14 protein-coding genes are annotated in these 14,095 nt (G+C 59.5%); 9 read left to right on the forward strand and 5 right to left on the reverse strand.

Features of this window, described 5'->3' with window-relative positions; all coding sequences use genetic code 11:
- Positions 1 to 10: 10 nt before the first annotated feature.
- The 7 genes from mltB (at position 11) to GV818_RS11820 (ending at position 6,513) form a co-directional block, all read left to right on the forward strand.
- Positions 11 to 1,021, forward strand: a complete 1,011-nt coding sequence (gene mltB / locus GV818_RS11790) for a lytic murein transglycosylase B (RefSeq protein ID WP_161756534.1) — start codon at positions 11 to 13, stop codon at positions 1,019 to 1,021.
- A complete protein-coding gene (locus GV818_RS11795) occupies positions 1,021 to 2,031 on the forward strand; it encodes a septal ring lytic transglycosylase RlpA family protein (protein ID WP_161756533.1) in 1,011 nt (336 codons plus the stop codon). Before mltB ends, GV818_RS11795 begins: the two co-directional genes overlap by 1 nt.
- Before the next feature lie 185 nt (positions 2,032 to 2,216).
- Entirely contained in the window at positions 2,217 to 3,374 is a 1,158-nt protein-coding gene (locus GV818_RS11800) for a D-alanyl-D-alanine carboxypeptidase family protein (protein WP_161756532.1), read from the forward strand.
- Positions 3,375 to 3,455: 81 nt separating this feature from the next.
- Positions 3,456 to 3,731: a DUF493 domain-containing protein gene (locus GV818_RS11805; protein WP_161756531.1), complete on the forward strand. Its 276-nt coding sequence runs from the start codon at positions 3,456 to 3,458 to the stop codon at positions 3,729 to 3,731.
- The gene (gene lipB, locus GV818_RS11810; RefSeq protein ID WP_161756530.1) at positions 3,731 to 4,378 is read left to right on the forward strand and encodes a lipoyl(octanoyl) transferase LipB; all 648 of its coding nucleotides are present in this window, start codon (positions 3,731 to 3,733) and stop codon (positions 4,376 to 4,378) included. Before GV818_RS11805 ends, lipB begins: the two co-directional genes overlap by 1 nt.
- Before the next feature lies 1 nt (position 4,379).
- Positions 4,380 to 5,402 carry a lipoyl synthase gene (gene lipA / locus GV818_RS11815; protein ID WP_161776630.1) on the forward strand — a complete coding sequence of 341 codons (1,023 nt, stop codon included), beginning with the start codon at positions 4,380 to 4,382 and terminating at the stop codon, positions 5,400 to 5,402.
- Between the two features lie 163 nt (positions 5,403 to 5,565).
- A complete protein-coding gene (locus tag GV818_RS11820) occupies positions 5,566 to 6,513 on the forward strand; it encodes a S66 peptidase family protein (RefSeq protein ID WP_161776631.1) in 948 nt (315 codons plus the stop codon).
- Between the two features lie 41 nt (positions 6,514 to 6,554).
- Here the strand turns inward: GV818_RS11820 and GV818_RS11825 are convergent, their stop codons facing one another.
- The 5 genes from GV818_RS11825 to leuS form a co-directional block, all read right to left on the reverse strand.
- On the reverse strand, positions 6,555 to 7,877 hold the full coding sequence (locus GV818_RS11825) for a lytic murein transglycosylase (protein ID WP_161776632.1): 1,323 nt from the start codon (positions 7,875 to 7,877) through the stop codon (positions 6,555 to 6,557).
- Between the two features lie 63 nt (positions 7,878 to 7,940).
- Positions 7,941 to 8,102, reverse strand: coding sequence for an alternative ribosome rescue factor ArfA (gene arfA, locus GV818_RS11830; RefSeq protein ID WP_161776633.1), 162 nt, complete (start codon positions 8,100 to 8,102; stop codon positions 7,941 to 7,943).
- Between the two features lie 112 nt (positions 8,103 to 8,214).
- Positions 8,215 to 9,252, reverse strand: a complete 1,038-nt coding sequence (gene holA / locus GV818_RS11835) for a DNA polymerase III subunit delta (protein ID WP_161776634.1) — start codon at positions 9,250 to 9,252, stop codon at positions 8,215 to 8,217.
- A gap of 39 nt (positions 9,253 to 9,291) precedes the next feature.
- Entirely contained in the window at positions 9,292 to 9,897 is a 606-nt protein-coding gene (gene lptE, locus GV818_RS11840; RefSeq protein WP_161756524.1) for an LPS assembly lipoprotein LptE, read from the reverse strand.
- Between the two features lie 89 nt (positions 9,898 to 9,986).
- The gene (gene leuS / locus GV818_RS11845) at positions 9,987 to 12,593 is read right to left on the reverse strand and encodes a leucine--tRNA ligase (RefSeq protein WP_161756523.1); all 2,607 of its coding nucleotides are present in this window, start codon (positions 12,591 to 12,593) and stop codon (positions 9,987 to 9,989) included.
- A gap of 259 nt (positions 12,594 to 12,852) precedes the next feature.
- Here leuS and GV818_RS11850 point away from each other — a divergent pair, with 259 nt between their 5' ends.
- Together GV818_RS11850 and GV818_RS11855 are read left to right on the forward strand one after the other, a co-directional pair.
- Complete coding sequence (locus tag GV818_RS11850) at positions 12,853 to 13,173, forward strand: hypothetical protein (protein WP_161756522.1); 321 nt, start codon at positions 12,853 to 12,855, stop codon at positions 13,171 to 13,173.
- A gap of 124 nt (positions 13,174 to 13,297) precedes the next feature.
- A complete protein-coding gene (locus tag GV818_RS11855) occupies positions 13,298 to 14,059 on the forward strand; it encodes a YdcF family protein (RefSeq protein WP_161776635.1) in 762 nt (253 codons plus the stop codon).
- The last annotated feature ends 36 nt before the right edge of the window (positions 14,060 to 14,095 follow it).

Below are 14,095 nucleotides of genomic sequence, written 5' to 3' on the forward strand. Positions count from 1 at the left end.
GAAGAATTCAATGCAAGTAATGCGTGGCTGGGCCGCTCGGCATGCGCCGTGGGTCGGTCTGGTAAGCATCCTGGGTACAGCGCAACCTGCGCTTGCCGGTGATTACGAAGGTTCGCCCCAAGTGGCCGAATTCGTCGGTGAAATGACTCGGGACTATGGTTTCGCCGGTGAGCAGCTAATGGCTGTGTTCCGCGAGGCCGAACGCAAGCAGGCGATTCTTGATGCTATTTCGCGCCCCGCCGAGCGGGTCAAGCAATGGAAGGAATATCGCCCGATGTTCATTACCGACGCGCGCATTGCTCGCGGTGTGGACTTCTGGCGCCAGCACGAGGCGGTACTGGCCCGTGCCGAGCAGGAATATGGGGTGCCGGCCCAGGTGATAGTGGCGATTATTGGTGTCGAAACCTTTTTCGGTCGTAATACCGGGAATTATCGGGTGATCGATGCATTATCGACTCTAGGTTTTGATTACCCGCCTCGGGCCGAGTTCTTCCGCAAAGAGCTGCGTGAGTTTTTGCTATTGGCCCGTGAAGAGCAGCTCGACCCGCTGACCCTCAAGGGCTCTTACGCGGGTGCTATGGGCTTGCCGCAGTTCATGCCGAGCAGTTTTCGCGCCTATGCAGTGGACTTCGACGGTGATGGGCACATCAATATCTGGACCAATCCGGACGATGCCATTGGCAGCGTGGCCAGCTACTTCAAGCGTCATGGCTGGGTCGCCGGCGGGCCGGTGGTCAGTCGTGCCGATGTACGTGGCGATCGGGTGGACGAAGGTTTGACCACGGGAATCGAGCCGACCAAGACTGTCGGGGAGTTGCGGGCCCTGGGCTGGTCGAGTCATGATGCGCTGCGCGATGATATGCCGGTCACTGCTTTCCGCCTGGAAGGTGACAATGGCCCGGAATACTGGATGGGCCTGAAGAATTTTTACGCGATCACTCGCTATAATCGCAGCGTGATGTATGCCATGGCCGTACATCAGTTGTCTGAACAGCTGGTCCAAGCACGGGGCGTCAAGTAATGCTGGCAATGCCAATCCGCAACCCCCTGAAGCTGGTGGCTTTTGCCGCGTTGTCCCTGTTGCTGGTCAGCTGCTCGACGAGCCGCTCGCCTCAGCAAAAATCCTCGAGCGCCGTGCGTTCCATGCCAGGCCTGGACGTCAACCGTGCTCACAAAGATGGCGCACCCTGGTGGGATGTCGATGTCTCGCGTATTCCCGACGCGACCCCGACCCTGCACACCGGACCCTACAAGGCCAACCCCTATACCGTACTGGGCAAGAATTACTTTCCTATCCAGGACTCCAAGAACTACGTGGCTTCCGGTACGGCATCTTGGTATGGGACCAAGTTTCATGGGCAGAACACCGCCAATGGCGAGGTGTATGACCTCTACGGCATGAGTGCTGCGCACAAGACCCTGCCGCTGCCCAGCTATGTGCGGGTGACCAACCTGGACAATAACCGTAGCGTGATCCTGCGGGTCAACGATCGTGGTCCCTTCTATTCCGACCGGATCATCGATTTGTCTTACGCTGCGGCGAAGAAGCTCGGTTACGCCGAGACCGGGACTGCCCGGGTCAAGGTTGAGGGTATCGACCCACAGCAATGGTGGGCCCAGCGTGGCCGGCCGGCGCCGCTGATGCTCAACGAACCGCAAGTGGCGCAGAATAGCGCGCCGGTGGTCACGGCCTCGGCCGGCACCGTTGAGCAATGGACGCCGCCGCCCCAGCAACACGCCGCTGCTGTGGTTCCGCTGCAAGTGGATGCAAAAAAAAACACCGCTGCAGCAGCCTCTGGCCAGTATCTGCAGGTGGGCGCCTTCGCCAACCCGGACGCTGCCGAGCTGTTGAGGTCGAAACTGAGCTCGATGGTGAGCGCCCCGGTATTCATCAGCTCGATCGTACGCAATCAACAGACGCTGCATCGGGTGCGCCTGGGGCCATTCGGTTCGCCGGGTGAGGCCCAGCAAGCGCAGAACAGCGTGCGCCTGGCCAATCTGGGCCAGCCGAGCGTGGTTACTGCCGAGTAGGAACACTGAGAATTGAAGGTCCGCTTGCGGTATTGGGAGGCGGGCCCTGGTTGTTGGCTCGTCGAACAACAAAAGCCCGGCAAGGGTCAGTGAGTGAACAGCTGCATACGCGGCAGCCCTTAGATGGCTGCCTGAAATAGTTTTGCCCTTGGGGGCAAGTTTCCATTAGCAACTTCGAGAGACGGATGAACATCACCACCTTTGCCAAACGCCTGTGCCTGCTTGTCCCGCTGATCATCACGCCTGCCGCCTGGGCGGTCGAAGCGATGCCGTCGCCACCGCAACTGGCCGCCAAATCCTATGTGCTCATGGACGCCAGCAGCGGTAATGTGCTGGTGGAGAACAATGGCGACCAACGTCTGCCGCCAGCCAGCCTGACCAAGCTGATGACCGCGTACATCGCGACCCTGGAAATTCGTCGCGGCCAGATCGGTGAGAATGACCCGGTGACCGTCAGCGAGAATGCCTGGCGCACCGGCGGTTCGCGGATGTTCATCAAGGTAGGTTCGCAAGTCACCGTCAGCGACCTGTTGCACGGCATCATCATTCAGTCGGGTAACGATGCCAGCGTTGCGATTTCCGAGCACATCGCCGGCAGCGAAGACGCCTTCGCCGACATGATGAACAAGACTGCTACCGACCTGGGTATGAGCAACAGTCACTTCATGAATCCGACCGGCCTGCCGAACCCCGAGCACTACTCGTCGGCTCACGACATGGCGGTACTGGCTCGCGCGATCATTCACGAAGACCCGGCGCACTACGCGATCTACTCGCAGAAAGAATTCTTCTGGAACGGCATCAAGCAACCCAACCGCAACCTGCTGCTGTGGCGTGACAAGACCGTAGACGGTCTGAAAACCGGTCACACCGACGAAGCCGGCTACTGCATGGTGTCCTCGGCAGTACGTGATGGCATGCGTCTGATCGCCGTGGTCTTCGGTACCAATAGCGAACAGGCTCGCGCCGCTGAAACCCAGAAGCTGCTGACCTACGGTTTCCGCTTCTTCGAAACCCAGACCTTCTACCAAAAGGGCACCGAGTTGGCCCAGGCCCAGGTGTGGAAGGGCACTACGCATCAGGTCAAGGCCGGTCTGGCCGAAGATCTGACCATGACCATGCCTAAAGGCCAGCTTAAGAAACTTGCTGCAAGCATGACCATGAACCCGCACCTGGTCGCGCCGATCGCCAAGGGCGACGTGATTGGTAAAGTCGAAGTGAAACTGGACGATAAAGTGGTGCACAGCGCCGACCTGATCGCCCTGGAAGCAGTCGACGAAGGTGGTATCTTCCGCCGCATGTGGGATAGCATCCGTCTATTCTTCTACGGCTTGTTCAACTGATATTGTCGACCCGCATGGCCCTCGCTCTCAAGCAGAGCGGGGGCCATGTCCGTTGCCACGGCTTGCGAGGCCGTTACTGCCATGACAGACACTGACGTTAAGTCGCACAAGATTGAATTCCCTGTCGATGACTATCCGATCAAGGTGATCGGTGACACGGTTGTCGGCTTCAAGGACACCGTGATCGAGATCCTTGCCAAGTACGCCACGCTGGACATCAAGACCCTGGCCGAGCGTCAAAGCAGCAACGGCAAGTACACCACGGTACAACTGCACATTACGGCCACCGGCGAAGACCAACTGCGTGATATCAATAGTGCCCTGCGCGCTACCGGTGTCGTCCACATGGTGCTGTGATGCCACAGACGCTGGGCTTTCGCGAGCTTGGCCAGATGGCTTACGAGCCGGTCTGGCAGGCCATGCAGCGCTTTACCAATGAACGCGACACCCATGCACCAGACGAAGTCTGGCTGGTGCAGCATCCGCCGGTCTTCACCCAAGGCCAGGCGGGCAAGGCCGAGCATCTGCTGCTTCCCGGGGACATTCCGGTGGTGCAAGTGGACCGCGGCGGCCAGGTGACCTATCACGGGCCCGGCCAACTGGTTGCCTATCTATTACTGGATGTACGCAGGCTGGGTTTTGGTGTGCGTGATCTGGTGAGCCGAATGGAGTTGTGCCTGATCGAGTTGCTGGCCAGCTATGGCGTGCCGGCAGCCGCCAAGTCCGACGCGCCGGGTGTCTACGTCGATGGGGCAAAAATCGCCTCGCTGGGCCTGCGTATCCGTCGTGGATGCTCCTTTCACGGGCTGGCCTTGAACGTGGATATGGATTTGCAGCCGTTCCGACGGATCAACCCCTGTGGTTATGCCGGGTTGGCAATGACCCAACTGAGCGACCATGCAGGGCCGATTGAATTTGCCGAGGTAAGTGCCCGGCTGCGTGCGCAGCTCGTCAAACACCTCGACTATGCTGAGCAGACGACCCTAACGGGCGGAATCGATTGATATGACTACTGCGCAAGACGCTGTTCAAACCCTGATCCCGACGCTGGATATTTCCGAGCGGGCGGCCCGTCCGAAAGTTGAAGCCGGCGTCAAATTGCGCGGTGCGGAAAAGGTCGCGCGCATTCCGGTGAAGATCATTCCGACCACCGAACTGCCGAAGAAGCCCGACTGGATTCGTGTGCGTATTCCGGTTTCGCCAGAAGTCGATCGGATCAAGCAGTTGCTGCGCAAGCACAAGCTGCACAGCGTCTGCGAAGAGGCTTCCTGCCCGAACCTGGGTGAGTGCTTCTCCGGTGGTACCGCGACCTTCATGATCATGGGCGACATCTGCACCCGTCGTTGCCCATTCTGCGACGTCGGCCATGGCCGACCAAAGCCTCTGGATGTCGATGAGCCGATGAACCTGGCGGTGGCCATTGCTGACCTGCGTCTGAAGTACGTGGTGATCACTTCGGTAGACCGTGATGACTTGCGCGACGGCGGTGCCCAGCATTTTGCCGACTGCATCCGCGAAATCCGTAAGTTGTCGCCGAATGTACAGCTGGAAACCCTGGTTCCCGACTACCGTGGCCGTATGGATGTCGCCCTGGAAATCACTGCCGCCACTCCACCGGATGTGTTCAACCACAACCTGGAAACCGTGCCGCGCCTGTACAAGGCAGCGCGTCCGGGGTCGGACTACCAGTGGTCGCTGACCTTGCTGCAGAAGTTCAAGCAGCTGGTGCCGCATGTGCCGACCAAGTCCGGCTTGATGCTGGGGCTGGGCGAGACCGATGATGAGGTCATCGAAGTCATGAAGCGCATGCGCGAGCATGACATCGACATGCTGACCCTTGGCCAGTATCTGCAGCCGTCCCGCAATCACTTGCCGGTGCAGCGTTTCGTGCATCCGGACATCTTTGCCTGGTTTGCCGAGGAAGGTTACAAGATGGGCTTCAAGAACGTTGCTTCCGGTCCGTTGGTGCGTTCCTCATACCATGCCGACGAGCAAGCGAAGCTGGCCAGAGAAGGCTTGGTTTCCTGATTTGCCACGCCCGTGAGGCTCAGGCCTTGCGGGCGACTCCCCAGCTCTTTCGAGCGCGTTTGCCGTTTCGACTTTTTCTCCCCTCCTATAGGTGACTGCCCTCTTCTGTTTAGTGGCATTCATGGCTACTGTGCTTGAGTGAACTCACACAGGGAGAATTTGCATGCCCATCCAACCGACCGCTGCCCTTCACGCTCACCTGCCGGTTCCGGCACTGGCCGCAGAGGGCGTCATTGGCCTTATCGCCCCTGCCGGTCCCGCGGAGCTGGATACCGAGAAAGCCTTTCAATGGATGCGCTCCCGCGGATACACCCTACGGATCTTTCCCGGAGTTGGGCAAAAGGATGGCTATCTGGCCGGCAGCGACGAGGTTCGCCTCCGGGACCTGCATGAGGCTTTTGCCGACAGTGATATCGACGCCATCCTATGCCTGCGTGGGGGATATGGCAGTCCACGTTTGCTGGACAAGATCGACTTCGATCTGTTGAGGCGCAACCCCAAGCCCTTCATCGGCTACAGCGATATCACCGCCTTGCATCTGGCGATCAACCGTTATGCAGGCTTTGTGAGTTTTCATGGGCCGATGCTCAATGCAGACTTGCTGGGCGCTAAACAGCCCCCTACCGAGGCGTCCTTGTTCAATCTTCTTCGGGGGCGGGTAAAGGCCGGCAGCCTATTGCCCCATCCGGTGGCTTTCCCTTTGATCACGGTAGAGCCGGGTATCGCGCTAGGGGCATTGCTGGGTGGCAATCTGTCGATGATTGCCAGCACCCTTGGCACGCCGTATGAAATCAATACCGATGGCGTCATCCTGTTTTTTGAGGACGTCAACGAGCCGCTGTATCGCATCGACCGCCTGCTCAATCACCTGCGCTTGGCCGGCAAGTTCGACAAATTGCGCGGCGTCTTGGTGGGAGATGTGGCCGGTGTGGATTTCACTGCACTGTGTGCTTTGCTCAAGCAGACGTTCGAACCTTTGCGGATTCCGGTATTGGCAGGATGGCGTAGCGGTCACTGCGACCCGAACCTGAGCCTGCCGATGGGCGCGCGGGTCAGGCTGGATGCGGGGGCCAAGGAGTTGACCCTGGCTCAGGACGTGGTGTTCAAGTAAGCAGGTGCTGGCGAAGAGGAGGTGCTTCGCCAGCGCTCAACTTAGCGGCTACGCAAGCTCTCTAGCAGCTTATGGGTTGGGTAGCCGTCTGCAGGCCAGCCCAAAGATTGCTGGACGCTGCGAATCGCCTTGCGGGTGTTGGCGCCGATGATGCCGTCAGGGTTGCCAGCATCGTAGCTGTGAGCGCTGAGCAGGGTCTGCAACTCGATGCGTTCGGAGCGGCTCAGGGGCAAGTCGCCCTTGGGCCAGCTACCGTTGATCAATCCGGCGCCATTGAAGCGTTCCGACAACAGGTTCACCGCCAGAGCATAGGACGATGAGTTGTTGTACTTCAGTACTGCACGGAAGTTGTCCAGGATCAGGAATGCTGGTCCCTGGTATCCCGCAGGCAGCAGCAGCGAAGCCGACAGTTGTTCCGAGTCATAGGGCAGCGCCTTGCCATTGGCCGGGGTCATGCCCAGGCGCATCCATTCGGCCACGCTCTTGCGGGTGGAGGCATCGGCCAGGGCGTAGTCGAAGCCGTTGTTGAGTTGTACTTCAAAGCCCCAGGGCTGACCTTTCTGCCAGCCTGAGCTCTGCAGGTAGTGCGCGGTCGAGGCCAGTGCATCACCTGGGCTGTTCCAGATGTCCCGGCGGCCATCGCCATCGAAGTCCACGGCATGGGTGTTATAGGTCGTGGGAATGAACTGGGTCTGGCCCATGGCGCCGGCCCAGGAGCCGAGCATCTTCTCTGGCTGAATGTCACCGTGTTGAATGATCTGCAATGCAGCAATCAGTTGGCTGTTGGCAAAGGCTGGGCGTCGGCCCTCATAGGCCAAGGTGGCCAGGGAGCGGATCACCGATTTGTTGCCCTGGAAATCACCGAAATTACTCTCCATGCCCCAGACGGCCACCAGGGCCTGGCGATCAACACCGTAGCGCTGTTCGATCCGTTGCAGAATATCGCTGTACTGGTTCAGCAGTGCCTGGCCTTTGCGTACCCGTACCGGAGACAGTGCTCCATCCAGGTATTCCCATACTGGACGGGTGAATTCCGGTTGGCTGCGATCGGCTTTGATCACGCTCATGTCCGGAGTCACTCCGGCGAAGGCGCGGTCGAACACATCGGCACGAATACCGGCATTCAAGGCCTCGGCGCGGAAAGCGCTCAACCATTCGTCGAAGGTCTGGGAGGGTTGGATATCCAGATTTTCGGCCACCAATGGTGTGGCGGTGACAGGTGCGGCTAGGGAGGCTGCCTGGAGGTTGGGCAGTGGCTGGGCGTCGGCGGCGGTGGGTTTTTCCGCGCAGGCGACTAGCAGAACAAGGCTGGAGGCAGCGATCAGTTGGCGCATGTGCCAACGACGGGAAAGACAAAAGGGCATGCACGGGTCCAGAGAGAATAACAATCAGGTGCAGACCTTATCATGCCAATGGGGTTCTGGGCTTCAGGCGGCCAGAAAGTAAGAAGCCTCCCAGCTTTTAGACTGGAAGGCTTCGCGGCGGTAGCTGCCTTTGCCCTTGACCGGGCGTTCCTGGCGACTGCGGAACAGTGGTTGGGCAATGATGGATTTGGCCTTGTTGGGGCCATGCTTGGATGGCTTGCTCATTGTGAGTGCTCGCTTTTGGGGAGAGATACTGCGGCGCAAATCATCGGCCAGAGTGGGGCCGCTGTCCAGCACCTGGAGTAAGAAGATTGTAAGCGGGGGCTGGTCGGCTGGCTTACTCGGCTGGCAGGGCCAGGCGTTGGCCGGCCATCAGCAATGACAATCGGCTCAGGCTGCTCCACGGCGAGCCGCTGGCCTGTCCCTTGATTTGTGCATCGATGCGTTGGGCGTCCAGTAGCAGTTGGCCCCAGCGTTGCGCGGAATAGCGCTGCAAGGCTTTGCTCATCAGGGGTTTGCGTTTGTCCCAGACAGGCGGGCGAGCCTGGCTGAAAACCTTGTCCAGGGGTATGCCCTGGCTGAATTGCAGGGCCAGGTTGGCCAGCAGTCGCAGTTCCCGGGACAGGGCCCAGAGTATGACGGGTGGTTCGACGCCTTCGCCGCGCAGGCCTTCAAGCATGCGCAAGGTATGGGCCGCTTCACCGTTAAGAATGGCGTCCACTAGCCCGAATACATCGAAGCGGGCGCTGTCGGCCACCGCCGCCTGTACCGTTTCGACGGTAATTTGCCCGCCTTCAGCCATCAACTTAAGCTTTTCGATTTCCTGGGCGGCAGCCAGCAGATTGCCTTCTACGCGAGCGGCGATCAATTCCACCGCATCCTGGCTGGCAGAAAGCCCGGCCTGGGACAGGCGTTGACGAATCCACTGTGGGAGCTGGTTGGCATCCACTGGCCAGATCTGCACAAACTGGGTCTGGGCCCCTTCAACCAGTGCCTTGCCCCACTTGGTCTTCTGTGCACTGCCATCGAGCTTGGGCAGGCTGATCAACAGCACTGTATCTTCGGCTGGGCGCGAGCAGTACTCGATCAGCGCCGCTGCGCCTTTGTCCCCGGGCTTGCCCGAGGGCAGGCGCAGTTCCAGCAGGCGTTTTTCAGCAAACAGCGACATGCTGGCACCGGCTTGCAGCAGGGTGCCCCAGTCGAAGCTGGCATCGGCGCTGAACACTTGGCGCTCGTCGAAACCCTGTTGGCGTACAGCAGAGCGGACGGCGTCGGCGGCTTCCTGGCAAAGCAACGGGTCATCGCCGCTGATCACGTAGACCGGAGCGAGAGAACCTTGCAGGTGTTTGCCGAGTTGGGCGGGAGCGAGTTTCATAGGCGGGTGCCTGCGGGGCGCGGGAGCGCCCCACAAGGCTTACTGGTTCGGTAGTTCCAGAGGGGACTGCTGCGGAGTTTCCGCCTCAGCCTTGCGTGCCGCTTCCAGGGCCAGTGCTTCTGCCTTGGCTTTGGCTTCGGCAGTGGCTTGCATCTGAGCGAGTTGTTCCGGGGTCAGCAGCTGTAGGCGGATCAACATGCGCTGAACCAGGTCGCGACGAATTTCCTTGCGAGTTTCGGACGACTCCTGATCGGAACCAGTGATGTTGTTGCCGTCGTGCAGGAAGACCTTCTGCACTTCCAGCTTGTCGCTGAACAGGTGCAGATTGTCGTGCGTCAGAATCTCGTAGTTGAGCGTGGTGCCGATCTCGTACTCTGCGGAGGCGCCTCCCCCGGTATAGCTAAGAGTACGCTGCGAGTTCTGTTCACTCAGCAGTACCAGCTTGTATGGCGCGCCGGCATGAACCCGCACACCGCTATTTTCCAGCTGCTGCTGGAGCAGTTTTACGGTGGTGCCGTAGACATCTCGAGCACTCAGGTCGAGTTCCTTGATGGTCAGCTCATTGGTGCCCGTGCCGCGCAACTGGAAGCCGCAGGCGCTCAGCAGTACAGCCAGGCCCATCACCAGCAGGTTACGTTTGATCATGTATTGCTCCCCTTGAAACCAGATGGGCCAACCTTGTGGCCCTGGAGGTTTTATTCGGCGCCCGATCGCGGATCGGGCGCCTGATCCAATTAGCTGGCGACGATATTGACCAGTTTGCCCGGTACCACAATCACCTTGCGGATGCTCAGGCCTTCGGTGAAGCGCAGTACGTTCTCGTTGGTACGAGCGGCGGCTTCGACTTCTTCGCGGCTGGCGCTGGCAGGCATGTCGATCTGGCCACGCAGTTTACCGTTGACCTGAATCACCAATTGCAGCGTGTCCTGCACCAGGGCGCTTTCATCCTGTACCGGCCAGCTGGCATCGATTACCGCGTCGCTGTGACCCAATTGGTTCCACAATTTGTGGCTGATATGCGGTGTGATTGGAGCCAGTAGCAGGGTGACCGTTTCCAGGCCTTCCTGTACCAGTGCGCGATCCTGTTCGGTGACTTGCGGCGCTTTTTCCAGCACATTCATCAGCGTCATCACCTGAGCGATAGCGGTGTTGAATTTGTGGTGCTGGCCGACGTCCTGGCTGGCTTGCTTGATGGCCAGGTGGGTGCTGCGGCGAATGGCTTTTTGCTCATCGCTCAAGTCGGCCACGTTCAGCTTGCCGGGCAAGCCCTGGACGATGTGTGTGTGTGCCAGGCGCCAGACGCGTTTGAGGAACCGGTGCGAACCTTCTACGCCGGAGTCGGACCATTCCGCGCTCATGTCGGGCGGGGAGGCGAACATCATGAACAGTCGGCAGGTATCTGCACCGAACTGGTCAATCATCGACTGTGGGTCGACACCGTTGTTCTTCGACTTGGCCATCTTCTCGGTGCCACCGATTTCCACCGGCAGGCCGTCGGCGATCAGCTTGGCGCTAATAACCTTGGCCTTGCTGTCACGCTCCAGCTCGACATCCGCTGGGTTGAACCAGGTGTAGGCACCATTGGCTTCACGACGGTAGTACGTCTCGGCAATCACCATGCCCTGGGTCAGCAGGTTCTTGAACGGCTCGTTGGAGCTCACCAGGCCTTCGTCACGCATCAGTTTATGGAAGAAGCGTGCGTAGAGCAGGTGAAGAATGGCGTGTTCGATGCCGCCGATGTACTGATCCACCGGCAGCCAGTGGTCGGCTGCGGATTTTTCCACCAGGCCGCCTTCATAGTGTGGCGAAGCGTAGCGAGCGTAGTACCACGAGGACTCGACGAAGGTGTCCATGGTGTCGGTTTCACGCTTGGCCGGTGCGCCGCATTTCGGGCAGCTGCATTCGTAGAACTCGGGCATGCGAGCCAGTGGCGAACCAGCACCATCCGGCACTACGTCTTCTGGCAGTACAACAGGCAACTGGTCTTCGGGTACCGGCACATCACCGCAGGTGTCGCAGTGAATGATCGGGATCGGGCAGCCCCAGTAGCGCTGACGGCTGATGCCCCAGTCGCGCAGGCGGAACTGGGTGCGCGAGGTGCCAAGGTTTTTCTTCAGCAGTGCCACTTCGATGGCGTCGAATGCGCCTGCGAAATCCAGGCCGTCGAATTCGCCGGAGTTGATCAATACACCGTGCTCGCCGTAGGCGTCTTGCCACGGGGCCGGATTTTCGTCGCCACTGCTGGTACGCACCACCGATTTGATCGGCAGGCTGTATTTGGTGGCAAATTCGAAGTCACGCTCATCGTGAGCAGGAACTGCCATCACCGCGCCGTCGCCGTAATGCATCAGCACGTAGTTGGCGACCCAGACCGGCAGCTTTTCACCCGTCAGTGGGTGCTCGACGAACAGCGAGGTTGGCAGGCCTTTCTTTTCTTGAGTGGCAACGTCGGCTTCTGCCACGCTGCCGCCTTTGCATTCAGCGATGAACGCCTGCAGCTCGGGGTTGTTCTGTGCTGCCAGGGTTGCCAGCGGGTGCTCGGCTGCCACCGCGACGTAGGTCGCGCCCATCAGAGTGTCCGGGCGGGTGGTGAAAACCTTCAATGCGCCGGCTTCGCCAATGGATGCCTGGTGGTACGGGAACTGCACTTCCATGCCACGGGATTTGCCAATCCAGTTGCGCTGCATGGTTTTGACTTGTTCAGGCCAGCCGCTCAGTTCGTCGAGACTCTCCAGCAGCTCATCCGCGTAAGCGGTGATCTTGAAGTAGTACATCGGAATTTCGCGTTTTTCGATCAGCGCGCCGGAGCGCCAGCCACGACCATCGATCACCTGTTCATTGGCCAGGACGGTCTGGTCGATCGGATCCCAGTTCACGGTGCCGTTCTTGCGGTAGATCACACCCTTTTCGAACAGGCGAGTGAACAGCCATTGTTCCCAGCGGTAGTAATCCGGTTTGCAGGTAGTGACCTCGCGCGACCAGTCCACCGCCAGGCCCAGGCTACGCAGCTGGGTTTTCATGTAGGCGATGTTTTCGTAGGTCCACTTGGCCGGTGCAACGTTGTTCTTCATTGCGGCGTTTTCTGCCGGCATGCCGAAGGCATCCCAACCCATGGGTTGCAGGACGTTCTTGCCTTGCATGCGCTGGTAGCGGGAGATCACGTCGCCGATGGTGTAGTTGCGCACGTGCCCCATGTGTAGCTTGCCGCTGGGGTAAGGGAACATGGATAGGCAATAGAAAGTCTCCTTGCCTGGCTGTTCACTGACTTCAAAGGACTTTTGCTCGTCCCAGAATGACTGGGCGGCGGCTTCGATTTCACGGGGCTGATAGTGTTCGTGCATGGCTACTTTTGTACTGAATAGGGGTGGCCTAATCCTCTTCAATGCATCATCGGACGTTGAGGGCGCCAAATGCGGCGTTTTCAGTGTCCGGTGGAGCTGGAAGTGGAGTTACAGGAAGCGCCGTAGCATACATGACCGCGCTCTGCCGAGGGAAACCCTGATTGCTCGGGCGGGCCGTTGGTCGCGGCGGCGCGACGCATTCAGCTGCCCGACTAAGCTCAAAAAGGGGAGTGAGTCTTATCTTCGATGAGGTGAACGGATGCTTGAGTCGCAGCAAAAAGTAACAGAACCGGAGGTGTATGAAAGGCTGCTGAATCGACTGGCTCTAGCCCTGGATGCGGCAAAAACCGCAGATCGACTGCGCAACGAGCGAGCTGTCGAGTTGGAGCTGCGGGGTTTGAGTTGCGCTGAGCTTGAATTGATCAGGGCCTATCTGGCCCAAAGTCAGCGTGAGCTGCAGGTCAGTGTATTGGGCAGTCTGCAACACCAGGAAATGCCTCGCTCAGCCAAGATCATATGGCTGAAGGATCAGGCGCCCGTCAGGGGTTCGGTAAAAGTCCGATCCCAGCAATTCAAGTAACTTTCTGGACCCTTTCCAGGGTGAGTGAGGTCGTTGCCGAGGGCCTCGAAGGCAAAGTGTTTGGCATTGGTTGTGAGTGGGTGGGTGTTCCCTTTAGGCTTCGGGCATCTTTTGGAGATGCTCGATGCCTTTTCGCTATTTCATCAAACAATTGTTGCTGCCTCCCGGCATTCTCTTGCTGTTGCTTCTGCTTGCCTGGGGCCTGCGTCGTTCCAGGCCGCGGCTGGCGGGCTGGTGTTTCGCGCTCGGGCTGGGTGGTTTCTGGTTGATGAGCCTGCCGGTGATGGTGGAGTGGGGTGCTCGCGGGCTCGAACGGGTAGCGCCTTTGTCGCAAAGCCAATGGGCAAGCCTGGCTGAGCAGGCGGATGCGATTGTGGTTTTGGGCTCTGGCCGCGAGCGGGGCGATCCTGCCTGGGGCTTTGATCAGCCCACAGGCGTTGGGCTGGAGCGCGAGCGCTATGCTGCCCGACTGGCCAAAGCCTCCGGTCTGCCGCTATTGACCAGTGGTGGTTTGCACTACGGCACGCCGCCTACCGAGGCGGCGCTGATGGCCGAGTCGCTGCTCAGTGACTTTGGTGTCGCGGTGCGCTGGCAGGAGGGTCGCAGTTGCACCACTTGGGAGAACGCACAGTTCAGTGCTGAAGTGTTGCAGCCTCTGGGAATCAAGCGTGTGGTGGTAGTCACCCAAGCCTGGCACATGCCCCGTTCCGTCTGGAGTTTCGAGCATGCGGGGTTTGTCGTGGTGCCAGCGCCGGTCGGATTTCTTGGGGTGGACAATGCCCGCCCGCTGGGAGGCTGGATGCCGGAGTTCAAGTCGATCTGGCAGAGCGGCCAGTTGTTGAACGAGGCGGTGGGTCAGTTGGGGTATCGGTTGTTCTATCGCTGATCGCCGGCAAGCGCACTCCTGCAGGAGCGTGCTTGC

It is taken from the genome of Pseudomonas sp. Fl4BN1 (assembly GCF_009908285.1).
Lineage (GTDB): Bacteria > Pseudomonadota > Gammaproteobacteria > Pseudomonadales > Pseudomonadaceae > Aquipseudomonas.

Coding starts and splice junctions, on each gene's coding strand:
- mltB (WP_161756534.1), top strand. CDS start 11: ATGCAAGTAATGCGTGGCTGGGCCGCTCGGCATGCGCCGTGGGTCGGT.
- GV818_RS11795 (WP_161756533.1), top strand. CDS start 1,021: ATGCTGGCAATGCCAATCCGCAACCCCCTGAAGCTGGTGGCTTTTGCC.
- GV818_RS11800 (WP_161756532.1), top strand. CDS start 2,217: ATGAACATCACCACCTTTGCCAAACGCCTGTGCCTGCTTGTCCCGCTG.
- GV818_RS11805 (WP_161756531.1), top strand. CDS start 3,456: ATGACAGACACTGACGTTAAGTCGCACAAGATTGAATTCCCTGTCGAT.
- lipB (WP_161756530.1), top strand. CDS start 3,731: ATGCCACAGACGCTGGGCTTTCGCGAGCTTGGCCAGATGGCTTACGAG.
- lipA (WP_161776630.1), top strand. CDS start 4,380: ATGACTACTGCGCAAGACGCTGTTCAAACCCTGATCCCGACGCTGGAT.
- GV818_RS11820 (WP_161776631.1), top strand. CDS start 5,566: ATGCCCATCCAACCGACCGCTGCCCTTCACGCTCACCTGCCGGTTCCG.
- GV818_RS11825 (WP_161776632.1), bottom strand. CDS start 7,877: ATGCCCTTTTGTCTTTCCCGTCGTTGGCACATGCGCCAACTGATCGCT.
- arfA (WP_161776633.1), bottom strand. CDS start 8,102: ATGAGCAAGCCATCCAAGCATGGCCCCAACAAGGCCAAATCCATCATT.
- holA (WP_161776634.1), bottom strand. CDS start 9,252: ATGAAACTCGCTCCCGCCCAACTCGGCAAACACCTGCAAGGTTCTCTC.
- lptE (WP_161756524.1), bottom strand. CDS start 9,897: ATGATCAAACGTAACCTGCTGGTGATGGGCCTGGCTGTACTGCTGAGC.
- leuS (WP_161756523.1), bottom strand. CDS start 12,593: ATGCACGAACACTATCAGCCCCGTGAAATCGAAGCCGCCGCCCAGTCA.
- GV818_RS11850 (WP_161756522.1), top strand. CDS start 12,853: ATGCTTGAGTCGCAGCAAAAAGTAACAGAACCGGAGGTGTATGAAAGG.
- GV818_RS11855 (WP_161776635.1), top strand. CDS start 13,298: ATGCCTTTTCGCTATTTCATCAAACAATTGTTGCTGCCTCCCGGCATT.